23 protein-coding genes are annotated in these 21285 nt (G+C 64.1%); 9 read left to right on the forward strand and 14 right to left on the reverse strand.

Annotated elements, in window-relative coordinates; all coding sequences use genetic code 11:
* Window positions 1-64: 64 nt before the first annotated feature.
* The 7 genes from D3227_RS10135 to D3227_RS10165 all read right to left on the reverse strand — a co-directional run bounded on the left by D3227_RS10135 (window position 65) and on the right by D3227_RS10165 (window position 5501).
* On the reverse strand, window positions 65-1525 hold the full coding sequence (locus D3227_RS10135; RefSeq protein WP_120013976.1) for an amidase: 1461 nt from the start codon (window positions 1523-1525) through the stop codon (window positions 65-67).
* Between the two features lie 31 nt (window positions 1526-1556).
* Window positions 1557-2465 (reverse strand): ribokinase, encoded by a 909-nt coding sequence (locus D3227_RS10140; protein ID WP_120013977.1) that lies wholly within the window; start codon window positions 2463-2465, stop codon window positions 1557-1559.
* A 78-nt stretch (window positions 2466-2543) separates the two neighbouring features.
* A complete protein-coding gene (locus D3227_RS10145) occupies window positions 2544-3050 on the reverse strand; it encodes a hypothetical protein (RefSeq protein WP_120013978.1) in 507 nt (168 codons plus the stop codon).
* Complete coding sequence (locus tag D3227_RS10150) at window positions 3001-3510, reverse strand: hypothetical protein (protein ID WP_120013979.1); 510 nt, start codon at window positions 3508-3510, stop codon at window positions 3001-3003. Before D3227_RS10150 ends, D3227_RS10145 begins: the two co-directional genes overlap by 50 nt.
* On the reverse strand, window positions 3477-3869 hold the full coding sequence (locus tag D3227_RS10155) for a hypothetical protein (RefSeq protein ID WP_120013980.1): 393 nt from the start codon (window positions 3867-3869) through the stop codon (window positions 3477-3479). The genes D3227_RS10150 and D3227_RS10155 overlap by 34 nt, the downstream gene beginning before the upstream one ends.
* Window positions 3870-3891: 22 nt before the next feature.
* Complete coding sequence (locus tag D3227_RS10160; RefSeq protein WP_120013981.1) at window positions 3892-4362, reverse strand: hypothetical protein; 471 nt, start codon at window positions 4360-4362, stop codon at window positions 3892-3894.
* Window positions 4363-4595: 233 nt separating this feature from the next.
* Complete coding sequence (locus tag D3227_RS10165) at window positions 4596-5501, reverse strand: methylated-DNA--[protein]-cysteine S-methyltransferase (protein WP_167480659.1); 906 nt, start codon at window positions 5499-5501, stop codon at window positions 4596-4598.
* A gap of 115 nt (window positions 5502-5616) precedes the next feature.
* Between D3227_RS10165 and D3227_RS42610 the strand changes: the two genes are divergently transcribed.
* Both D3227_RS42610 and D3227_RS42615 read left to right on the forward strand, forming a co-directional pair.
* Window positions 5617-6045 (forward strand): class I SAM-dependent methyltransferase, encoded by a 429-nt coding sequence (locus D3227_RS42610; protein ID WP_245451719.1) that lies wholly within the window; start codon window positions 5617-5619, stop codon window positions 6043-6045.
* The gene (locus D3227_RS42615; protein WP_245451720.1) at window positions 6005-6430 is read left to right on the forward strand and encodes a hypothetical protein; all 426 of its coding nucleotides are present in this window, start codon (window positions 6005-6007) and stop codon (window positions 6428-6430) included. Before D3227_RS42610 ends, D3227_RS42615 begins: the two co-directional genes overlap by 41 nt.
* A gap of 9 nt (window positions 6431-6439) precedes the next feature.
* Here the strand turns inward: D3227_RS42615 and D3227_RS10175 are convergent, their stop codons facing one another.
* Complete coding sequence (locus D3227_RS10175) at window positions 6440-6934, reverse strand: DUF2244 domain-containing protein (protein ID WP_120013982.1); 495 nt, start codon at window positions 6932-6934, stop codon at window positions 6440-6442.
* A 22-nt stretch (window positions 6935-6956) separates the two neighbouring features.
* On the opposite strand from D3227_RS10175, the gene nth reads away from it, so the two are divergent.
* Window positions 6957-7778, forward strand: a complete 822-nt coding sequence (gene nth, locus D3227_RS10180) for an endonuclease III (protein WP_120013983.1) — start codon at window positions 6957-6959, stop codon at window positions 7776-7778.
* Here the strand turns inward: nth and D3227_RS10185 are convergent.
* The 4 genes from D3227_RS10185 to D3227_RS10200 form a co-directional block, all read right to left on the reverse strand.
* Entirely contained in the window at window positions 7775-9283 is a 1509-nt protein-coding gene (locus D3227_RS10185; protein WP_120013984.1) for a tripartite tricarboxylate transporter permease, read from the reverse strand. The genes nth and D3227_RS10185 overlap by 4 nt on opposite strands.
* Before the next feature lie 9 nt (window positions 9284-9292).
* Window positions 9293-9754 (reverse strand): tripartite tricarboxylate transporter TctB family protein, encoded by a 462-nt coding sequence (locus tag D3227_RS10190; protein ID WP_120013985.1) that lies wholly within the window; start codon window positions 9752-9754, stop codon window positions 9293-9295.
* A gap of 98 nt (window positions 9755-9852) precedes the next feature.
* Window positions 9853-10830, reverse strand: a complete 978-nt coding sequence (locus D3227_RS10195) for a tripartite tricarboxylate transporter substrate-binding protein (RefSeq protein WP_120013986.1) — start codon at window positions 10828-10830, stop codon at window positions 9853-9855.
* 205 nt (window positions 10831-11035) lie between these two features.
* Window positions 11036-11491: a DUF2214 family protein gene (locus tag D3227_RS10200; RefSeq protein WP_120013987.1), complete on the reverse strand. Its 456-nt coding sequence runs from the start codon at window positions 11489-11491 to the stop codon at window positions 11036-11038.
* Window positions 11492-11725: 234 nt separating this feature from the next.
* Here D3227_RS10200 and D3227_RS10205 point away from each other — a divergent pair, with 234 nt between their 5' ends.
* Window positions 11726-12265 (forward strand): GNAT family N-acetyltransferase, encoded by a 540-nt coding sequence (locus D3227_RS10205; RefSeq protein WP_120013988.1) that lies wholly within the window; start codon window positions 11726-11728, stop codon window positions 12263-12265.
* 15 nt (window positions 12266-12280) lie between these two features.
* Here D3227_RS10205 and D3227_RS10210 read toward each other — a convergent pair whose 3' ends face one another.
* A complete protein-coding gene (locus tag D3227_RS10210) occupies window positions 12281-14764 on the reverse strand; it encodes an EAL domain-containing protein (RefSeq protein ID WP_120013989.1) in 2484 nt (827 codons plus the stop codon).
* 327 nt (window positions 14765-15091) lie between these two features.
* On the reverse strand, window positions 15092-15844 hold the full coding sequence (locus tag D3227_RS10215) for an IclR family transcriptional regulator (RefSeq protein WP_120014083.1): 753 nt from the start codon (window positions 15842-15844) through the stop codon (window positions 15092-15094).
* 202 nt (window positions 15845-16046) lie between these two features.
* On the opposite strand from D3227_RS10215, the gene D3227_RS10220 reads away from it, so the two are divergent.
* The 5 genes from D3227_RS10220 to D3227_RS10240 all read left to right on the forward strand — a co-directional run bounded on the left by D3227_RS10220 (window position 16047) and on the right by D3227_RS10240 (window position 21258).
* Window positions 16047-17024, forward strand: a complete 978-nt coding sequence (locus D3227_RS10220; RefSeq protein ID WP_120013990.1) for a Bug family tripartite tricarboxylate transporter substrate binding protein — start codon at window positions 16047-16049, stop codon at window positions 17022-17024.
* Window positions 17025-17154: 130 nt separating this feature from the next.
* Complete coding sequence (locus D3227_RS10225) at window positions 17155-17691, forward strand: tripartite tricarboxylate transporter TctB family protein (RefSeq protein ID WP_120013991.1); 537 nt, start codon at window positions 17155-17157, stop codon at window positions 17689-17691.
* Between the two features lie 4 nt (window positions 17692-17695).
* A complete protein-coding gene (locus tag D3227_RS10230; protein ID WP_120013992.1) occupies window positions 17696-19219 on the forward strand; it encodes a tripartite tricarboxylate transporter permease in 1524 nt (507 codons plus the stop codon).
* A gap of 15 nt (window positions 19220-19234) precedes the next feature.
* Window positions 19235-20419, forward strand: a complete 1185-nt coding sequence (locus D3227_RS10235; protein ID WP_120013993.1) for a CaiB/BaiF CoA transferase family protein — start codon at window positions 19235-19237, stop codon at window positions 20417-20419.
* A complete protein-coding gene (locus tag D3227_RS10240; protein ID WP_120013994.1) occupies window positions 20416-21258 on the forward strand; it encodes a citryl-CoA lyase in 843 nt (280 codons plus the stop codon). The genes D3227_RS10235 and D3227_RS10240 overlap by 4 nt, the downstream gene beginning before the upstream one ends.
* Window positions 21259-21285: the final 27 nt, after the last annotated feature.

A 21285-nucleotide genomic window follows, 5' to 3' on the forward strand; every position in this document is an offset into this window, starting at 1 on the left:
TCAATGCATGGGATCGCCGTCGGCGCAAGCCGGTGGAATTGGCACCGATAGAACCAGGCTGGCTTCAGGAGGCGCCGACCTGCAATGGCAGCGTCGCCTCATAGGCCGCTCCCGCCTTGAGCACAGCGAGGTCGCCGCGCGGCCGTCCGATCAGCTGCATGCCCATCGGCCGGTCCTTGCCGTCGAAGCCGACCGGTACGTTGAGTGCCGGACAGCCGCCCAGCGTGGCGAAGGCCGAGACCTGCATCCAGCGGTGATAGCTGTCCACGTCGCGCCCGGCCACCTGGCTCGGCCAGTGGGTGGAGACCGCGAAGGGAAAGACCTGCGCGGACGGCAGCGCGACGAGGTCGAAGCGCTCGAACAGCGACAGCAGCGTTTTATGCCAGGACGAGCGCCGCACCGTGGCGGCATGGACTTGCGGCGCTGTCAGGCGCAGCGCCTGCTCCACTTCCCACACCGCTTCCGGTTTCAGAAGCTGGCGCTTGGCCGGATCGTCGTAATGCGCCTTGAGCGCGCAGCCGCTGCTGGCCTGGCGCAGCGTGACGAAAGCCTGCCACAGCGCCTCGAAGTCGACATCCGGCACCAGCGCCTCGCTTTGGAACGACGCGCCGGCGAACCTGCCGAGAGCCGCCTCGCAGAGATCGAGAATGCCCGGCTCGACCGGGAGATGGCCGCCGAGATCGCCGAGCCAGGCGATGCGGCCGCCGACTGCCGGCGTTTGCAGTCCCTGCAGGAACGAGCCCTGCTTGTGATGCGAGAGCGGCGCGCGCGGATGGTAGCCGGCCTGCTCGTCGAGCAGCAGCGCGATGTCGCGCACATTGCGGCCCATCGGACCTTCCACGCCCATCTGCGCATGGAAGACATCGATGTCGGGACCGGCCGGGACAAGCCCCTGCGATGGGCGGAAGCCATAGACATTGTTGTAGGCGGCTGGATTGCGCAGCGAGCCACCAAAATCGCTGCCGTCGGCGACCGGAAGCATGTCGAGCGCCAGCGCGACGGCGGCACCACCGCTCGAGCCGCCGGCGGTCAAGGCCGGGTCGAAGGCATTGAGCGTCGGGCCGAACACGCTGTTGTAGGTATTCGAACCCAATCCGAATTCGGGAACATTGGTCTTGCCGATGATGATGGCGCCGGCCTTGCGCACGCGCTCGACGAAGAAATCGTCCTCCGCGGGGACGAAATCGGCAAAGATCGGCGAGCCGAAGGTGGTTCTGAGGCCCTTGGTCAAGGCAAGGTCCTTGATGGCGATCGGCAGGCCGAATAGGGATCCAGCCTCGCCGCCGCGCGCAAGGTGGGCATCGGCCGTGTCGGCTTCAGCCAGGATGTCGGCGGGGTCACGCAGCGAAACGATGGCGTTGACCTGCGGGTTCACCGCCTCGATGCGGTCGAGGAAGGCCGCGACCACCTCGCGCACGGAAAGCTGCCGGCGTCGGATACGGTCAGCCAACTCCACCGCGGACAGGCGGCAGATCTCGCCGGCCGCTGGCACGGCATGTTTTGTCGCGGGTCTCATGGCTGTCATCCCCTCAAGCTGGCTGTTCTAGCCCGCAGGTCTAGCTGGCAGGTTTTTGCAAGGCGGCGTCGACATCTTTTGCCAGCGGGATCGCCGGCTGGGCGCCGGGCTTCAGACACGCGAGCGAGCCTGCAGCGGCGGCGCGAGTAAGCGCCTGTCCGAGCGGCAAGCCGGATGACAGGCCGGCACCGAAATAGCCGCAAAAGGTGTCGCCGGCGCCGACGGTGTCGACCGGGGTGATCTTCAGCGCCGACACCGTCAGGAAATTGTCCGGCGTCGCGGCCAGCACGCCGTCGCCGCCGAGCGTGACGACGATGGTGCGGCCGGTCTTGCCGGCATAGTCGCGCATCCGCGTCGGGCGGTCGCGGCCGGCGAGCGACAGCGCCTCGCCATAGAGGTCGAATTCGGTTTCGTTGGCGACCGCATAGTCCGCCTTGGAGAGAAGGCTGGATGCCTCGGCGCGGAAAGGCGCGGTGTTGAGCACGCTGACCGCGCCTGCCGCCCGGGTCGCGTCGAGCGCGGCCTCGACGGTCTGCAGCGGGATCTCGTGCTGCAGCAGCACCACGTCGTTCTTTTTCAGCAGGGCTTTGGCAATGTCGGCCGGCAGCACCGAATCGTTGGCGCCCGCCACTACGGCGATGACGTTCTCGCCGTCGGCGCCGACCAGGATCAGCGCCGTGCCGGTCGAGGCGAAGCTCTCGCCCACGCCGGACAGATCGACCTTGCCGTCCTTGAGCAAAGCGAGGGCCTCGGCGGCGAAACTATCCTTGCCGACCGCGCCCACCATGCGCACCTTGGCGCCGGCGCGCGCGGCGGCCAGCGCCTGGTTGGCGCCCTTGCCGCCCGGCGCCGTAGTGAAACCGGAGCCGCGCACCGTCTCGCCAGGTGCTGGCAAACGGTCGACATTGGCGATGAGGTCGAGGTTGATCGAGCCGACAACGATAATCAAGAAGTGCCTCCTGCTGAATGCGCGGGAGGCTAACCCGTAAGAATGCCGGTTGCCAGTCCATCCGGGTGCCGCCTCCCGTCATTCGCAACGCACCGTGACCATGCCCTGATAATTGCCGGCTGGAAAGATGCCTGAAGATTTGGTGGCGGTGAGGTCGACCTGGATGGTGTGGGTGCCGTTGGTGACGCGCTGCGGCGAACTGCCTGGGATGTCGGTGCCCGAGCCATCGAGGCGGAAGACGGTGGCGAAAGTGGTGTTGGTGTCGCCGCCGCTTGGCGCGGAGGTGAAGGCGATAGGTGACGGCGCCGAAACCGAAAAGCAATCGAGCAAATTTAGTATGGAGCAGAGCAGGGAGCTTGCGGTGATGGTGGCGCCTGCGCTCGACCCGCCCGCCTGCTTGGAGCCGAAGATGTTGATGGCGGGGTTCGGCGTCATCGTTCCCGAGGCGCCGATCATGATCGTGCAGGTGCCGATGATCGCCGACTGTGCCGGCAGGCAGAGGCAGGCGAGCGCGGCGAAGGCAAGCAGCGCGCTGCTATTTCTTCTTCTTCTTGCCACTGCCGTCTCTGATGCTCCAGCCTTCATTGGCCCATGCTGGTGATGTGGCCGGGGGTGCGGCGGCGGTCACGCTTGCTGTCTGGCCATCGGCGCCGAGGCCCATCTTCAGCAGCTTCAGCTCCAGCTGCAGGCGCTCGACCTCGAGTTCGTAGAGGCGGCTGCAATCGATGCGCTTCGGCTTCCGCCCGATCGGGACCACCACGCGGCCGTAAGTGGCGAGGTCACTGTTCGATTGGCTGTTGCTGTTGCCTCTGATGACGCCGACGTCGAGATAGGCGCCGCTGCCGGAAACGGCGGAGCGGCAGGTGGTGCCGTCGGAAGCATGAACCTCGTCCTGGCCCTGGGGTAAGGTGACGCCGGGCAGAGTGAAGCCAGTCTGGTTCTGGTTCAGGTTCAGTATATCCTCGGCAAACCCCTGACTTACGACCGCCCAAGCGGGCAGCAAGGAGAGGGTCAGAACCTGCGATGCCCGAAAAACTTTCCGCATATCTGTGCCCTTATTTGCGTCTGCTCGCTTGGAAAGGGGATACTCTCGGTACAGATACGCACTTTACGCTCGGTCGCGCCGTCGAACGGCACGACCACCAGAACCGGGCGCGATGCCTGGCCAGCCAAGAGGAAGGCGTTCGGCGTGATCCTGGCCTCGACGGGTTGGAAATCCTGGTCATAGACATGGATTTCGACGCGTATGCGCTGGTTATACGGGTTGCCCGGGAAGACCCGCACGGCGAAAGCGTCGGTAAAGGACCTGACCTCGCCGCGCATCGGCGTCATCGACTGGCCCGACGCGGCAATGGGAACGAGGGCGACAGCCAGCGCCACCGCAAGAATTCCACCTTGAGTCAAAGCTCCCTCCTTTCGCGAGGGGTCATTCGCAGCGAAGCGTGACCGTTGCCTGATAGTTGCCGGCGGAGAAGCGGTTGCTGCCGCCTTTGGTGCCGGCGAGATTGACCGCGACGGTCGATGTGCCGGGCGCGGCAAGCGCGGTCGTGGTGCCGGTTTCCGCGATGGTGTGAGCACCGGTGGAAGCGAAGGTCGGTGTCCAGGTGGTGGCCGTGACGTCCGCGGCCGGCACGGTGGTGGAGGTGACCGGATCGACGCTTAGCGAGACACCGCCCGTGGTGTCCACCTGGACGCTGCCGGCCGAGCCGCCGGCATTGTGGGAGCTCAACGACTGGAGATTGGTGCTGACCGTCATCGTGCCGTTGGAGTTCACTGTCAGCGTGCAGGTCGCGGTTATGGTGCCGTTGAACAGGACGTTTCCGGTAGCGGCCGATGCGGTCTGGTCGATACAGGCGACCAGAACAGCTGCACCTATGGCGGTGCGGAAGAACTTCATCGAGACCTCCTATCAAGCCGGACAGTCCGACCCAACCCAAAGGTATCCTCTCTTTATCGTGGTTAATTTAGGGTAAACTTAAATAGTATTGATTCGGCGTAACAAAGAAAACCGGCGAAACCACAGGTTGTCGCCGGTTGTATCGCTTCTAATCGCTGAAGAATAATTATAGGAATACTTGTTGATACTGCTATCTGCGGTTTTATGCAACAGAAACGGAAAAAATCGACATTTCAGGATGCGACCTGTCCAGCTTCCCAGCCGAGGATGGCGCGCTTGCGCGTCAGGCCCCAGTGATAGCCGGTAAGCGCTCCGGATTTGCCAAGCGCGCGATGGCACGGCACGACGAAGGACATCGGGTTGGCGCCGACCGCCGCGCCCACCGCCCGGCTGGCGTTCGGTGCGCCGATCCTGGCGGCGATCGAGGAGTAGGTACAGGCCTTGCCCATCGGGATGCGCAGCAGGGCTTCCCAGACGCGCAGCTGAAAGTCGGTGCCGATCATCACCACGCGCAGCGGCTGGTCGGCGCGCCACAACGTCGGATCGAAGATGCGCGCCGCATAAGGCGCTGTGGCGCTCATGTCCTCGACATAGTTGGCGTTCGGCCAGCGGCCGGACATGTCGGCGAAGGCTGCCCGCTCGCCGCCCGGATCGTTGAAGGCAAGGCCGGCGAGCCCGCGGTCGGTGACCATGATCAGGGCAATGCCGAAGGGCGAGATATGGTAGCCGTAGCGGATTGTGAGGCCTGCCCCGCGCGTCTTGTAGTCGCCTGGCGACATTGCTTCGTGGGTGACGAAGAGATCGTGCAGCCGGCCGGGGCCGGACATGCCAAGCTCGAACGAGGTTTCGAGCAGCGGCATGCCGGAATCGAGCAGCTTGCGCGCATGGTCGAGCGTGACCGCCTGCAGGAAGGCCTTGGGCGACAGGCCGGCCCAGCGCGTGAACAGTTTTTGCAGACCGGTCGGCGTCTCGCCGACGTCCTCGGCCAGAACCTCCAGCGAAGGCTGGTCGCGGTAGTCGAGGCTGATCTTCTCGATGGCGCGGCGGACCACCTCATAGTCGCTGCCTTCGGGCGTGATGTCGTTCTGCAGGATGGCTGACGGTTTCATCCGGGTATTCATGGTCATCTGGGCGTTCATGGCAATATCTCCTTGACCGCGAATATCGTTCTTCCCGCCCTTTGCCACCACCCGAAACTTGCCTTCCCACTCCCATTACCCAGATAGAGTCGGCTTCGAACCGACGAGGACAATCATGGCCGGCGAAAAGGTAAATTTGACCGGGGCAAGAGAGACCTTGCTGTTGACGCTGTACGGCAAGGCGCTGGAGAGCCAGCTGCCCCATTCGCTGCTTGAGGATCACTTTGCCGACGCGGCGGTGCGCAAGATCGACTATGATTTTTCCAGGCTAAAGGTCGACGACAATCTCGGCATCGGCTTGGCGATCAGGGCAAAGACGCTGGACATCGGCGTTCAGGACTTTCTCGCCAAAAATCCTGACGCCATCGTGCTGCATCTGGGGTGTGGGCTCGATACGCGCGTCTTCCGTGTCGATCCGCCACAGAGCGTGGATTGGTTCGATGTCGACTTTCCGGACGTCATCGCGCTCAGGCGAGCTTTACCCGTCCCGGGAGCATTACCATTTGATCGCTTCGTCGGTGACCGAACCGGACTGGCTGACTGAGGTGCCTCGCAACCGCCCGGCCATAGTGGTGGCGGCAGGATTGACGCCCTATCTCGCCGCCGAGGAGGGGCCACGTTTGTTTTCAGGGCTTGTCTCGCATCTTGCCGGTGGTGAGCTGATGTTCGACGCCTATAGCCATCTCGGCCTGAAGCTGCTTCGCCTCAATCCGTCCGTCAGGGCGACCGGCGCCGAGGTCCACTGGGCTATCGAGGATCCGCACGAACTGGAGCAAGCCGTGCCGAAGCTGCGGTTCGTCGAGGATATCTCGGCCTATAAGCCGGAACGCGCCGCCCGTATGAGCAGGGTCGCGAAACTGTTCGTTCGCCTTTGGAAATACATTCCCGCGCTGCGCAAGATCGGCAGGCTTTTGCGCTACCGGTTCTGAAGCACTGGCTCAGCGCGCCTTGGCGGCTGCCAGCGCGCGCGAAAAGGCGTCGGCAAAACTCTCGCGGTCGTCAGGATTGAGGAAACCGCCGATAGAAACGGTCTTCCCTTGAGCCTCCACCGCCATTCTGGTGATGCCGATCTCGGCGTGGCGGGCGATCGAGAAACGCGACCAGAACGGATTGAAGCGATGCGCTTCCGATTTGCCTGACGGCGCCGTCTTGCGGATGTCGAGGCTGGTGCGGGACACCGACACTTCTTCGCGGGCGCGGGCGGCGCGGTAGTTGGCGCGGAAGGCGATGTAGACGCCGATCACGTCGAGGCCGAAGAAGCCGAACACCGGCCATGCGCCGCGCGACAGGAAGAACGCCCCGGTCACCAACCAGCCGAACAGCAGCGCGCCCATTAGCACAAAAAAGCCGGTGCGGCCGAGCGAGCGGTGCGGTGTCAACAGGGCGTGGAAGAAGGGCTCGTCGGCCTGGAAAGAGGCGTTTGTGTCGCTCATGCCGGGATATTATAGGAAGGGTATGGCGAGCCCCAAGTCCAAAAAATCCTCGATGCCCAAAAATTCCCCGATGCCCAAGAAGGAATTGCCGCCCGGTAGGCGCGACGGCTCGAACGCCAAGCCGCGACCGCGGCCGGCGCGGCCCCGTTCGCTCTACAGCCAAGCCGAGGTGCATGAGATCTTCCGGCGCTTTTCCGTGCAGCGGCCGGAGCCGAAGGGCGAGCTCGAGCATGTCAACGCCTTCACGCTGCTGGTGGCGGTGGTGCTTTCGGCTCAAGCCACCGATGCCGGCGTCAACAAGGCGACGCGGGCCCTGTTCAAGGTCGCCGACACGCCGCAAAAGATGCTGGCGCTGGGCGAGGCAAAGGTCGGCGATTACATCCGCACGATCGGGCTCTGGCGCAACAAGGCCAAGAATGTAATTGCGCTGTCGCAGGCGCTGATCGCCGACCATGGCGGCGAGGTGCCCGACGAGCGGGAGCAACTGGTCAAGCTGCCGGGAGTTGGACGCAAGACCGCCAATGTCGTGCTCAACATGGCCTTCGGCCAGCACACGATGGCAGTCGACACGCATATACTGCGCATCGGCAACCGGCTCGGCCTGGCGCCCGGCAAGACGCCGGAGCAGGTCGAGCAAGGGCTGCTGAAGATCATACCGGACGAGTACATGCGCCACGCGCATCACTGGCTGATCCTGCATGGCCGCTATGTCTGCAAGGCGCGCAAGCCGGACTGCCCGGCCTGCGTCATCGCCGATATCTGCAAGGCGGCGGAGAAGACGACCGACATGCCGGCGCCTTTGGTGCCGATCGGGCCGCTCGGCCCGGCGGACGAAGTGGCTTAATTCTCCTCCACAAACACCTCTTCGCGCTTCTTCTTGACCGCGGGCAGGAAGACGATGACGAGCAGGGCGAGCGCAATGAAGAGCAGGCCGGCACTGATCGGTCTCGTCACGAAGGTGCTCGGGTCGCCGCGCGAAAGAATCATGGCGCGGCGCAGGTTTTCCTCGAGCAGTGGGCCGAGCACGAAGCCGAGCAGCAGTGGCGCGGGTTCGCAGCGCAGCTTGGTCAGGAGGTAGCCGAGGGCGCCGAAGAAGGCGACGGCGTAGAGGTCGTAGACATTGGTGTTGACGCTGTAAACGCCGATCGAGCAGAACGCCATGATGATCGGGAAGAGCACGTAATAAGGGATCGTGAGCAGCTTCACCCAAAGCCCGATCAGCGGCAGGTTCAGCACGATCAGCATCAGATTGCCGATCCACATCGAGGCGATGATGCCCCAAAACAGCGCCGGCTGTTCGGTCGCGACATTGGGGCCGGGCACGATGCCCTGGATGATCATCGCGCCGATCATCAGCGCCATGACCGGGTTGGCTGGAATGCCGAGCGTCAGCATGGGGATGAAGGAGGTCTGCGCGCCGGCATTGTTGGCCGATTCCGGTCCGGCGACGCCTTCGATGGCGCCTTTGCCGAACTCCCCGGGGTTTTTCGATACGCGCTTTTCGACCGTGTAGGAGGCAAAGGCGGCAAGGATCGCGCCGCCTCCCGGCAGGATGCCGAGCGCCGAACCGATGATCGTTCCGCGCACGATGGGCGCCGCCATGCGCCGAAAATCCTCGCGGGTCGGCATGAGGCCGGAGACCTTGCGGATCAGCACCGAGCGCTCGTGCTCGTTCTCGAGGTTGCGCAGGATCTCGGCGATGCCGAAGACGCCGACCGCCACCGCCACGAAATTCAGCCCGTCCGCATATTCGGTGATGCCAAGCGTGAAGCGCGGCGTGCCGGTGTAGATGTCGGTGCCGACAATGCCGAGCAGCAGGCCGAGCACGACCATCGCCAGCGCCTTGACGATCGAGCCGTGGGCGAGCGCGACGGAGGAGACGAGGCCGACGATCATCAGCGAAAAATACTCGGCCGCGCCGAATTCCAGCGCGATCGCCGTCAGCGGCGGGGCAAAGATGGCGACGAGGAAGGTCGAAACCGTGCCGGCAAAAAACGAGCCGATCGCCGCGATCGCGAGTGCTGCCCCGGCGCGGCCGTTCTTGGCCATCTGATAGCCGTCGATTGCGGTGACGGCCGAGGAGGATTCGCCGGGCATATTGATGAGAATGGCGGTGGTGGAGCCGCCATATTGCGCGCCGTAATAGATGCCGGCGAGCATGATGAGGGAGGACACCGGGTCGCCGATCTGGAAGGTGATCGGCAAGAGCATGGCGATGGTTGCGGTGGCGCCGATGCCGGGCAGGACGCCGATCAGCGTGCCGAGAAGGACGCCGATCAGGCAGAAACCGAGATTTGTCAGCGATGAGGCCGTCGAAAAGCCGAGCGCCAGATTGTCGAGGAGTTCCATGTCATCCCCTCACAATGGCAGCCACGGACCAAAGCGCCGGAACGGCAGGCCGAGCGCGTAGCTGAAGACCAGGAACGCAAACAGCGTCAGGCCGGCCGACAGTACGAGCGCGGTCAGCGGTTTCATGCGGCCGCTGGCAAATGATGCGATCAGCGCCGTCAGGAAGATCGACGGGATGAAGCCGAGGCCGCGCACCGTCAGGCCGAAGAAGATCGGAGCGGGAAGGATGAACAGCATGCCGCGCCACGCTATGTGGCCGATCGGCTCGCTCTCGAAGCGCACCGCCTGGACGAGGATGACGACGCCAAGCAGGATCAGCACGACCGCCAGGGCCAACGGGAAATAGCCTGGTCCCATGCGGAAGGCGGTGCCGATTTCGAGGCCGAGTGACTGCAACGCGAAAAATGCGCCGAAAGCGATGAACAGCGCGGCGCATAGGCCGTTTGTCTTGTCGATTGCGAAAGGTTTCATGGCATTCCTCCCAGGCCCGCGCCTGTAGCGCGAGGCGACGCAATGCGAAAACGGGGCCGAAGCGAAAACGGGGCGCTGGTGGCGCCCCGTTCGAAACATCAGTCGGCGTACTGGCCGGCGGCTTCGATGATCGGCTTCCAGCGCCCGATCTCGCTTTCCAGCTTGGCCTTCAGCGCGGCCGGCGTCGCATCGGCCTCGGACGACGGCTTGGTGCCGAGTTCGGCGAAGCGGGCGGCGACGTTCTGGTCCTTCAGCGCGACCTGCAGCGATTTCGACAGCCGTTCGGTGATCTCGGCCGGCGTGCCCTTGGGGGCATAGATGCCGTGCCAGATGCCAACCTGCACCTCGGGAAGGCCGCCTTCCGTCGTCGTGGGGACGTCCGGCAGCACATCGAGGCGTTCCGGCGAGGTCACGGCGTAGGCCTTAATCGTGCCGCCCTTGATCTGCTTGGTGGTATTGGTCGTCTGGTCGCACATGATGTCGACCTGGCCGCCGAGAAGGTCGGTCATCGCTGGGCCGGTGCCCTTGTATGGCACGGTGACCAGCGGCGTCTTGATGCCGCTCATGAACAGCATGCCGCACAAATGCGAGGCAGCACCTATGCCGGCATTGGCCACGGTGATGCTATCCTTGTTGGCCTTTGCGTACTCGACCAGCCCCTTCAAATCGGTCGGCTCGAGGTCTTTGCGGCCAACAATGGTCATCGGCACCTCGGTGACGAGGCCGACATATTCGAAGGCGTTCAGCGTGTCGTATGCGAGCTTCCGGTATAGCGTCGCACTGGTCGCCATGCCGATGTGATGGAGGAGCAGCGTATAGCCGTCAGGCTCGGCCTTCGCGACGCGACCGGCGCCCAGCGTGCCGCCGGCGCCGCCGACATTCTCGACGATGACCTGCTGGCCGAGATCCTTCGACATGGCTTCCGCGACGAGGCGCGTGACCGTGTCGGTCGGACCACCGGCTGCAAACGGCACCACGACAGTAATGGTGCGTTCGGGATAGGTCTGGGCGCCCGCGGCGAACGGGTAAAGCGTGACGGCCGCGGCGGCAGCCAGAGCGGCGACAAATTTTCTCATAGTGGTTCCTCCCAGAAATTCGAATCTGCAACCACTGCGCGGAGTTCCTCTCAACACCGGCTGCGGATAGAGCAATAATTAGCGCAAGCTAGCAGATTGCAATCGCAAACAGCGATTATCCGCAACTGTCCGCACTCGATGGGTGAAAAGGTGCTTGGGGGGTGAAAAGGAGTTTTGAGCCCGGTGTGGCCCCGGGATGCGCAATCTAGTAGCCGTAGCCGCGTGCCATCGCTGCCGCAAACACCGGGATCAGCAGGAAGATGAACGCTTCGGCGCGCACATAGCTGCGCACGGATGCGAGTTCCGCCGCCGGCACCTGGAAGCCGGGGCTGGCGGCGGCCTGCCTGTTCCAGGAGATGAAGCGGATGGTCGGGATGATCGACAGCAGGCCGACGGCGGCGAAGGCCGCCATCTTCGCCCAGAACACCCAGTTGTAGACATAGAATTCCCAACCCTTCAGGCCATAGAAGACACGGCCGATACCGACCATGATGATCAGCGTGGCGATGATGCCGTAGTGACGATCGATGCCGGCGAGCCGCTTGAGCGTCGCGGCGGGCAACTCGCTGCGGATCAGCACAAACTCGGCGCCAATGATGCCGGCCAGCGAAAACACCAGCAGATGATGGATGATGGCCAGCACGAGGTCGGTGGTATCCATGCTTTCTCCCTTCGATCGGACGGCGCGGCAGGGCGCGCCTGAACCGGCACCGGCCGAAGAGTAGCATCGTCGATCAAAATTCCCAGATACACCGATGGTGGCACCCGACCGTCGGCGCTATTGGCGCCATCTGCTGACAGTCCGGTCGTCCTGGAAGGTGATCCATGCTGCCGTGGCCCTTGCTCTGTGCAAGCGATTTGTTAGGCGCAGGACAACTCAACCGAGGCAAATTCCATGGCCAGTGCAAAAGCAGCCGGCGTACCTGTCATCGAAACGGCGCGCACCATTCTCAGGGCGCACCGGCTGGATGATTTCGACGCTTACGTCGCCATGTGGGCCGATCCCGGCGTCACCCGTTTCATCGGCGGCAAGCCGCGCACGCGCGAGGAAAGCTGGATGCGCTTCCTTCGCCATGCTGGCCTGTGGTCGTTGCTGGGCTACGGCTTCTGGGCGATCGAGGACAAAGCCACCGGCCGCTTCATCGGCGAGGCCGGCTTCCACGACCTGAAGCGCGATATCGAGCCGTCGATCGAGGGCGTGCCGGAGGCCGGCTGGGCGCTGGCGCCGCAGGCGCACGGCCAAGGGCTGGCCAGCGAAGTCGTGAGACAGGTTCTCGCCTGGGGCGACTATACGTTCCAGGGTGCAAGAACGGTCTGCATCATCGATCCGGAAAACACCGCTTCGCTGAATGTCGCGGCAAAGTGCGGCTACAAGGAAGTGCTCAGGACCACCTATCACGATGGTGCGACAATCCTCCTGGAGCGGCAGGTTTAGGGGAGAGCGGCCGCATCATCCGGCCTTGCGCAGCTTGCGCGCAACGGCGCTCCACGGGTCGTCGTCGGTGCCTGGTGCCGCGCCAGGTCTCAGCAGGGGCGTCGAAGCGTCGAAAGGTTGCGGCCGGGCGATCGCATAGCCTTGCGCGTAGTCGACGCCGATCGCCTTCAAAGCCTCGACGATGCTGTCGTTTTCGACGAACTCGGCGATGGTTCGCTTGCCCATCACCTTGCCGATATGGTGGATCATCTCGACCATGGCACGGTCGATCCGATCCTCCAGCATGTCCTTGACGAAGCTGCCGTCGATTTTGAGATAATCGACGGGCAAGTGCTTGAGATAGGCGAAGGACGACATGCCGGAGCCAAAGTCGTCGAGGGCGAAGCGGCAACCCAGTTCGCGCAAGTCGGCAATGAAACGCATGGCGTTGGTGAGGTCGGCAATCGCGCTAGTCTCGGTGATCTCCAGGCAGATCATGCCGGGCGGAATGCCATGGACATCGAATTGTTCACGCAGGAAGTCGAGGAACGTGTCGTCGCCGAAACTTGCTCCGGATAGATTGATCGCACAGGTGGCGATGGGAGCGGCCTGAGGGTTGGCAAGGCGGACGGCCAGGACGCTGAAAGCGTTGCGCACGACCCAGCGGTCGATCGACGGCATAAGGCCGTAGCGCTCGGCTGCCGGAATGAAACTGGCCGGCGAAACGATGAGGCCATCCTCATCGGTCAGCCGCAGCAATATTTCGACATGAGCGCCGGCCTCGGCCGCGGCGGCGTTGAGCGGCCAGATCTCCTGGGCATGAAGCTTGAAGCGGTCTTCTTCCAGCGCAGCGTGCAGGCGCTGGACCCAGGCCATTTCGCTGAAACGTTCGCGCAAGGCCGTGTCGCTGTCGCTGTGCAGCTGGACGCGGTTGCGGCCTTTCTCCTTGGCGATATAGCAGGCGACGTCGGCTGCCTGCAGGGTATCCTTGAGCGTGATTTCAGCATCGGTGATCTCGACCATGCCGATGCTGACGCTCATGTTGAAAGGCCTGCCGCTCCAGGCAAAATGCAGGTCCTGAACGGCCGCGCGCAGCCGTTCGGCGATCTCGGACGCGAGATCCGGACCGCAATCGAAGAGCAGGAGGCCAAATTCGTCGCCGCCCAGGCGAGCCAGTATGTCGTCGGGCCGCAGCTCATTGCCGAGCAGCATGGAAACCTGGCGCAACAACTGATCGCCCGCCGCATGACCACAGGTGTCGTTGACGAGCTTGAACTGGTCGAGGTCCAGATACATCAACGCGTGTTGGCGTGGCCGGTGGTGCAGGTCCGCGATCGCCTTTTGCAGGCTGCTCTCGAAGGTGCGTCGGTTGGTGAGCCCGGTCAGCCCGTCATGCGATGCCTGCCATGACAGCCGCTCGATGTAATCCTGTTCGCGCGTCATGTCGTGGAAGGCCAGCACGGCGCCGACGATCTGGCCGGAAACCAGCAGCGGCGCGCCTGTCAGCGCGACGGGAACGACGGAGCCATCGGCGCGTCGCAACAATTGCGGTCGTTCATTGGAGTGCAGTGGCACGCCTGCCAGCAGGCGTTCCATCAGCCGGTGCTCCTCGATGCCGCTGTCCCTGTCGACCAGCTTGAACAGCGATGCGATCGGTTGGCCTCTTGCTTCGCTGAACGGCCGCTCCAGCAGACGTTCCGCGACCGCGTTCATGTAATCCAGCCGTCCGTCCGCACCCGTGCTGATGACAGCCTGGCCAATCGAGGCCAACGTGATCTGGGCGCGCTCTCGTTCGGCGTTGAGGGCGACCTGGAAAGCCTGACGCTGCGCCAGGAGTTTGCGGGTGCGCCACACGGCAAGCAGGATGAGCAAGGCCGCGGTGGCCAGGTTCGCCAGCATCAGAGCCATCTTGATGAAGCGGGAGCCCTCGCCGAGGCTGTCGGAGAAGGACTTTGACAGCGGTCCGATCTGATGGTTGAGGCGGTGAATCTCCGCCTTCCAGACGACTATCTGCGCCGTCGTTGGCGGACCTTCCTCATATTTTTGATGTATCTCTGTGCCGAGGCGGTCGAGCGCCAGGATCATGCCGTCGGCCGCGGTCCAGTGCTGGATGGCGATGTCGAGGTAGCTCACCTCGCGAAAGTTCTGGAATAGCCAGATCATCCCCGGCACGTCGTCGGGGTGATTTCTGCCTTGCAGGAAGCCGGCGCGCGCAGCGCCGATGTCGGGTTCGGGCTGCTCGAGGGCAAGCCGTGCCGAATGATCGGCGAGCGGAACCGCGATGGCTGTGCGGTATTCATCGAAGAACTCTTGCCTGCCGGTGTCGGCATAGAGGCTGAGAAAATAGATGGCCTGCTTCTGTCCCTTCGACCAGTGGCTCTCGCCGCCGACATAGGCGCGAACCGCCGACAGAGTGTAGAGGCTGCCGCTGGCCAGCAGGGCCTGGACGAGAACCACCAGGACGAAGGGCCAGACCAGCCCGAGCGGATGGGGGCTGGTATCTGCCGGTGACAGCCTCATCAAGCTTCCATGGGAATAGCCATGGCCCCCCGTTTATTTGCCCTGCCGGCTGATCCAGATGCCGGCCAGGTGTCGCGTTCTCCCCGACGTCGCACTGCAGTCGGCGACAGAAATTCGACTAACACATTGGCCTTAACAGCCAATAAACTCTTCGTATATTTCGTTTCGAGATTTGCATACTGCAGCAGAGACAGATTACGCAGCGTTATACCTATGATTTTCTGCAAAATTTCATTGCATTCGATTGGTTTTGAATGCTCTTCACTGTCTGGCATTTGCAATGCAGGAGAGCAGGCACAGACCAGAAACCGTGGACACGCCGGCGCTTTACGCGTGGGGATCGGCTTTCGATCGGGCATGTTCGAGCATCGATGCATCTTCCCCGAAAGCGCGCGTGGCGCGGGCTGCCGCCTCCAGCAGGGATGGCGTCATGCGCCGCAGGAAGGCCGCATCGACCCGCGTGCTCGGGCCGGCCAGCGTCAGCACGCCGAGCAGGGTGCACCCCGGGCCGAACACCGGCGCGGACACGCCCGCCGTCTCGGGGTCGCGGTCGCCCACCGACAGATAATGATAGGTCGCGCGGATGGTTTCGTAGGGCTCGCCCGGCTCGCCGGAGAACGCCGCAAGCACGCGGCCTCCCGAGCCCAGCAGCAGCGGCAGCACGTCGCCTTCCCTGATGGTGTAGCGGATCGGATGCTTGGATTCGACGCGGTAGAGACAGGTGCGGACATCGCCCGAACGGACGTAGAAGGCGACACTTTCCCAGCTCTGCTCGGCCAGGTCGCGCATGATCGGCAGCAGGATGTCGACCGCCGCCACCGAACGCTGGTAGATGGCGCCGAGCCGGAAGGTGGCAGGGCCGACACGGTAGCGGCCATCGTCGAGACGCTCGAGCAATTGGCCGCGCAGCAGCGAGCCCGCCAGCCTCAGGATCGTGCTCTTGTAGAGACCGGTGCGTGCAGCGATTTCGGCCAGGCTGAGCGACTTGTCAACCGAGGCGAAGGCGTCGAGAATGGCAATGGCGCGATCGAGCGCTGCAACGCCGTCCGCTGGTGCGGATCTGGACCGTATGTCATTCATCTGCTTGACGATTTCGTTTCGGTTCCCGGTTCGGACGAAGACCCAACCGGGCAAACTATGCCGGATGCTATGCATTCTGTCTAGTAGAATACTGTTCCTGTTGACAGAACGCGGTAACATCTGCTTGAACTTGATGGCGGTCTGAATTCAGGCCACGTTTCTGGCAGGCACCGGAGGAGGTGTCGCGATTTGGAGGAATCCCATGCTGAACAGACGCAAATTCCTGACGAGCACCGCCGCGGCAGGCGCCGCCGGTTTCGCCGCACTGCACTTCACACCCGCGTTCGCACAGGACGCACCGCAGATCCAGATCTTCGTGCCGGCGGCGCCCGGCGGCGGCTGGGACCAGACGGCGCGCACCATCGACCAGGTGCTGCGTTCTGAAAAGCTGATCTCCGGCTCGCAGATCACCAATGTCGGTGGCGCCGGCGGCACCGTCGGCCTGCCGCAGTTCGTCAACCAATGGAACGGCAAGGGCAATTCGCTGATGGTGGCCGGCATGGTCATGGTCGGTGCCATCATCGCCAACAAGTCGGCCAACAACCTCACCGAGGTGACGCCGATCGCACGCCTCACCGGTGAATTCGAAGCGCTGGTGGTGCCGGCCGCCTCGCCGTTCAAGACGGCCGCCGATTTCGTCGCCGCGCTGAAGGCGGATCCGACCAAGGTGCCGGTGGCCGGCGGTTCCGCCGGCGGCTCGGACCATATCCTGTTCGGCCTGATCGCCAAGACGGTCGGCGTGCCCGCGACCAACCTTTCCTACGTGCCGTTCGCCGGTGGCGGCGAGGCACTTTCGGCGCTGCTCGGCAACCAGGTCGCGGCTGGTATTTCCGGCTATGGCGAATTCGCCGAACAGGTCAAGGCGGGCGCGCTCCGGCTGCTCGCGGTCTCCGCCGACAAGCGCCAGGAAGGCATCGACGCGCCGACATTGAAGGAGGCCGGCATCGATGTCGAACTGTTCAACTGGCGCGGCGTCTTTGCACCGCCCGGCGTTTCGGATGCCGACAAGGCGGCGATGGTCAAGTTGGTCGAGACAATGGCCAAGAGCGAGGCCTGGGCAACGGAGTGCAAGAACCGCAACTGGACGCAGATCCTGCTCACCGGTGACGACTATGCCAAGTTCCTCACCGAGGACACTGCCCGTATCACTGCGATCCTCAAGGATCTCGGCCTCGCCTGATGCCTTCCAAGGGGGCGGCCCGCGCCGCCCCTTTTTGGAGGCTCCGCAACCGCATGGACATGCGATCCATCGCGGGTAAGACTGCGGTCAGGGCCGGCCGCGGGAGGCTGGCCATCTTGGGAGGACATTCATGAGCACCAGCGACCAGCAGGCGCCGCCGCGACGCCTTGCAATGCCCGAATTGTTAATCGGCATTGGGCTTCTCGCCTGCGCCGCGGCCGTGGCCTGGCAGACGCTGGCGATCCCGGTATCGCCGCTCTATTCCAAGGTCGGCCCGACCGTCTTCCCCTACCTCACCATGACAGGCATGCTGGTGCTTTCCCTGCTCCTCATCGTCGCCGCACTGAGGGGCGGCTGGCAGCCGGAGGAGGAAAAGGAAACGCCGACCGACTGGAAGGCGATGGGCTTCGTGGCTGCCGGACTGGTCGCTAACCTCTTGCTGATCCATCCGCTGGGCTTCACCGCCGCCTCGGTGATCATGTTCGTTCTCATCTGCTACGGGTTCGGCAGCAAGCATCCGTTGCGCGATGCGCTGCTTGGATTGATCCTGGCGCTTGCGGCCTATTTCGGTTTCGCCAGGGCGCTCGGCGTCAACATCGGCGCCGGCTTCATCGAGAACCAGCTGAACTCGGTCATCAACGCGATCATCGGCATGGCGAGGGGCTGAAGCGATGGAAACTCTCAATCAGCTCGCGCATGGATTTTCGATCGCCTTCACGCCAGTCAACCTCATGTGGTGCCTGCTCGGCACGACATTGGGAACGGCAATCGGCGTGCTGCCCGGCCTCGGGCCGGCGCTGACCATCGCTTTGCTTCTGCCGATCACCTACCAGGTGGCGCCGGAAGCGTCCTTCATCCTGTTCGCCGGTATCTACTATGGCGCCATGTATGGCGGCTCGACGACGTCGATCCTGCTCAACACGCCGGGCGAAAGCGCCACCATCGTCACGGCGCTGGAAGGCAACAGGATGGCCCGCTCCGGCCGCGGCGGCGCAGCATTGGCGACGTCGGCGATCGGCTCGTTCGTTGCCGGCACCATCGGCACGCTCGGCGTCGCCTTCCTGGCGCCGATCGTGGTCAAGTTCGCGCTGGCCTTCGGCCCGGCCGAGTATTTCTCGCTGATGGTGCTGGCCTTCATAACCGTGTCGGCGGTGCTCGGCTCGTCGTCGGTGCGGGGGCTCACCAGCCTGTTCGCCGGCTTCGTCATCGGCATGATCGGCGTCGACCTGCAGACGGGCCAGCCGCGCTTCACCTTCGGCATGGGCGAACTGCTCGACGGTGTCGACGTCATCATCGTCGCGGTCGGTCTGTTCGCGGTCGGCGAGACGCTCTACATGGCGTCGCGCCGCTACGCCGGCAAGGACGAGATCGTGCCGCTGAAAGGCTCGCTCTACATGACCGCGGCCGAATGGGGACGCTCGTGGAAGGCGTGGCTGCGCGGTGCCGCGATCGGCTTCCCGATCGGCGCCATGCCGGCCGGCGGTGCCGAAATCCCGACCTTCCTGTCCTATGCCATCGAGAAGAAGCTGTCGAAACACAAGGAGGAGTTCGGCACGGTCGGCGCCATCGAAGGCGTTGCCGGTCCGGAAGCGGCCAACAATGCCTCGGCCGCCGGCGTGCTGGTGCCGATGCTGACGCTCGGTCTGCCGACCTCGGCGACCGCGGCGATCATGCTGTCGGCCTTCCAGAGCTACGGCATCAATCCAGGGCCGCTGCTCTTGACGACGCAGGCCAATCTGGTTTGGGGCCTGATCGCCAGTCTGTTCATCGCCAACGTCATCCTGGTCATTCTCAACCTGCCGCTGATCGGGCTCTGGGTGCGGCTGTTGAAAATCCCGGCGCCGCAGCTCTATGCCGGCATCCTGGTCTTTGCCACCGTCGGCACCTACGGCATCTCGCAATCGCCGATCGATCTGGTGATCCTGTATCTGCTGGGGGCGGCCGGCTTCCTGATGCGGCGCTTCGATTTCCCGACCGCGCCGGTGATCATCGGCATGATCCTCGGGCCACTCGCGGAGACGCAGTTCCGTCGGGCGATGACCATCTCGAACGGCGACTGGTCGGTGTTCTACACGCACAAGCTGTCGCTGACGCTGCTGACGCTGGCCTTCATCGGCCTGGCGGGGCCGCATATCTGGGCCTTCATCGAGCATCGCCGGCGGCGCGGGCCGGAGAATGTGCCCGGCGATGCCTGACCTGTCTGGAGCGTCATGACCGATCTGCTTTCCGGCATCCGTGTCCTCGATCTGACCAATGTGCTGGCCGGCCCTTACTGCGCCTATCAGCTGGCGCTGCTCGGCGCCGATGTGATCAAGGTCGAGGCGCCGCAAGGCGGCGATCTGGCGCGCCAGCTTGGTGCTTCGCCCGCGCTCAACCAGGCTGGCATGGGCGCTTCGTTCCTGGCGCAGAACGCCGGCAAACGATCGGTGGTGCTCGACCTGAAGAAGGAAGCCGATCGCGAGCGCTTCCTCGATCTGGTCGCCTCCGCCGACGCGCTGGTGGAGAATTTCCGGCCGGGGGTCATGGACCGGCTGGACCTCGGCTATGAGAGGCTGAAAGAGGTCCGCCCCTGCCTCGTCTATTGCGCGATATCGGGGTTCGGCCAGACCGGGCCGATGCGCGACAATCCGGCCTATGACCAGATCATCCAGGGTCTCTCCGGTATCATGAGCATTACCGGCACGCCGGAGACGGCGCCGTTGCGCGTCGGCTACCCGGTCGCCGACACGCTGGGCGGGCTGGTCGGAGCCTTTGCCGTGGCGTCGGCGCTGGTCAGGCAGAAAATGACCGGCGAGGGCGCCTTCCTCGACGTGTCGATGCTCGAATGCACGCTCTCGGCATTGGGTTGGCCGGTGTCCAACTATCTGACGGCAGGCGTCGAGCCGCAGCCTATGGGCAATGAGAACATGACGGCGGCTCCTTCCGGCGCGTTTCGCACCGGCGACGGCCTGCTCAACATCGCCGCCAACAAGCAGGAGCAGTTCGTCACGCTTTGCCAGTTGATCGGGCGGTCGGAGTTGGCGTCGGATCAGCGCTTTGCCGAGCGCGAGACGCGCAAGCGAAACCGCGCCGCGCTGAAAGGGCTGATCGAGGAAGCCCTGGCGGGCGTCTCGGCCGCCGTCTGGGAAGAGAAGCTGAACCGCGCCGGCGTGCCGGCGGGGCGGGTGCTGACGATCCCGCAAGTGCTCGACGAAGCACAAGTGATAGAGCGCGATATGACCACGCGCTTCGACGGCCTGCCCGGCATGGACAAGCCGCTGACCGTCGTGCGCGGCGGTTTCATGGTCGATGGCGCGGCCCCCTTGCCGACCAGGGCGCCACCGGTGCTGGGCGAGCACATGGATGAAATTTTCGCCGACCTGCCGCCGCGAGCCATGACAAGGGCGCGGGCATGAGCGGTTCGGAGAAAAAGACCGGCCGCGAGCGCGGTGAAGAGTGGTGGCAGACCGATATCATCGAAATGCGGCCGGGCGTGATCCGGCTGCGCGGCTATGAAATCCAGGACCTGATCGGCCGCGTCAGCTTTCCGGCGATGATCTGGCTGATGCTGCGCGGCGAACTGCCTGGCGAGGAGCAGGCGGCGCTGCTCGGCATTGCGCTCGGTGCCGCCGTCGACCATGGGCCGCAGGCACCATCGATCGCCATTGCCCGCATGGCGGCGACCTGCGGCGTCGGCATCAACAGCGCCATGGCTTCGGCCATCAACGTGTTGGGCGACGTACATGGCGGCGCCGGCGAACAGGCGCTTTCCTTCTACGGCGATATTGCCGCGGCGATGGATCAAGGCACGGCGCTTGCCGATGCCGTGACGGCGCGGCTCGATCGGTTCCTCGCCGAGGAAAAGGGCTATGTGCCGGGTTTCGGCCACCGCTTCCATCCCGTCGATCCACGCGCCCCGCGCCTCATCGAAGTGACCCGCGATTTTGCCGCGCGCGGCGTCGTCGGCGGGCGCTTCGCCGATATCGCCGAAGCGATCGAGGCCGAGCTTGCACGGCGCAAGGGCAAAACCATCCCGCTCAACATCGATGGCGCTACCGCCGTGATCTATGGCGAACTTGGCTTTCCGCCGGCGCTGACGCGCGGCCTGTTCGTGCTGTCGCGCTCGGTCGGCATCTTGGCGCATGCTTGGGAACAGTCGCAGCAAAGCGACCGCAACAAGGGCCCGCTGCCGCGCGAATGGCTGTGGGCCTATACCGGCACGCCATTAAGGCCCTTTCCCGCACGCGAGGACTAACGGCGCCATAGCGTCCTCTGTGGCGTT

This window comes from Mesorhizobium waimense (assembly GCF_003601975.1).
Classification (GTDB): Bacteria; Pseudomonadota; Alphaproteobacteria; order Rhizobiales; family Rhizobiaceae; genus Mesorhizobium; species Mesorhizobium waimense.

Bases quoted from the DNA above. Each gene is read 5' to 3' on its own strand.
- D3227_RS10135 (WP_120013976.1), bottom strand. From the start codon at position 1,525: ATGACAGCCATGAGACCCGCGACAAAACATGCCGTGCCAGCGGCCGGC.
- D3227_RS10145 (WP_120013978.1), bottom strand. From the start codon at position 3,050: ATGAAGGCTGGAGCATCAGAGACGGCAGTGGCAAGAAGAAGAAGAAAT.
- D3227_RS10150 (WP_120013979.1), bottom strand. From the start codon at position 3,510: ATGCGGAAAGTTTTTCGGGCATCGCAGGTTCTGACCCTCTCCTTGCTG.
- D3227_RS10160 (WP_120013981.1), bottom strand. From the start codon at position 4,362: ATGAAGTTCTTCCGCACCGCCATAGGTGCAGCTGTTCTGGTCGCCTGT.
- D3227_RS10165 (WP_167480659.1), bottom strand. From the start codon at position 5,501: ATGAACGCCCAGATGACCATGAATACCCGGATGAAACCGTCAGCCATC.
- D3227_RS42610 (WP_245451719.1), top strand. From the start codon at position 5,617: ATGGCCGGCGAAAAGGTAAATTTGACCGGGGCAAGAGAGACCTTGCTG.
- D3227_RS10175 (WP_120013982.1), bottom strand. From the start codon at position 6,934: ATGAGCGACACAAACGCCTCTTTCCAGGCCGACGAGCCCTTCTTCCAC.
- nth (WP_120013983.1), top strand. From the start codon at position 6,957: ATGGCGAGCCCCAAGTCCAAAAAATCCTCGATGCCCAAAAATTCCCCG.
- D3227_RS10185 (WP_120013984.1), bottom strand. From the start codon at position 9,283: ATGGAACTCCTCGACAATCTGGCGCTCGGCTTTTCGACGGCCTCATCG.
- D3227_RS10190 (WP_120013985.1), bottom strand. From the start codon at position 9,754: ATGAAACCTTTCGCAATCGACAAGACAAACGGCCTATGCGCCGCGCTG.
- D3227_RS10195 (WP_120013986.1), bottom strand. From the start codon at position 10,830: ATGAGAAAATTTGTCGCCGCTCTGGCTGCCGCCGCGGCCGTCACGCTT.
- D3227_RS10200 (WP_120013987.1), bottom strand. From the start codon at position 11,491: ATGGATACCACCGACCTCGTGCTGGCCATCATCCATCATCTGCTGGTG.
- D3227_RS10205 (WP_120013988.1), top strand. From the start codon at position 11,726: ATGGCCAGTGCAAAAGCAGCCGGCGTACCTGTCATCGAAACGGCGCGC.
- D3227_RS10210 (WP_120013989.1), bottom strand. From the start codon at position 14,764: ATGAGGCTGTCACCGGCAGATACCAGCCCCCATCCGCTCGGGCTGGTC.
- D3227_RS10215 (WP_120014083.1), bottom strand. From the start codon at position 15,844: ATGAATGACATACGGTCCAGATCCGCACCAGCGGACGGCGTTGCAGCG.
- D3227_RS10220 (WP_120013990.1), top strand. From the start codon at position 16,047: ATGCTGAACAGACGCAAATTCCTGACGAGCACCGCCGCGGCAGGCGCC.
- D3227_RS10225 (WP_120013991.1), top strand. From the start codon at position 17,155: ATGAGCACCAGCGACCAGCAGGCGCCGCCGCGACGCCTTGCAATGCCC.
- D3227_RS10230 (WP_120013992.1), top strand. From the start codon at position 17,696: ATGGAAACTCTCAATCAGCTCGCGCATGGATTTTCGATCGCCTTCACG.
- D3227_RS10235 (WP_120013993.1), top strand. From the start codon at position 19,235: ATGACCGATCTGCTTTCCGGCATCCGTGTCCTCGATCTGACCAATGTG.
- D3227_RS10240 (WP_120013994.1), top strand. From the start codon at position 20,416: ATGAGCGGTTCGGAGAAAAAGACCGGCCGCGAGCGCGGTGAAGAGTGG.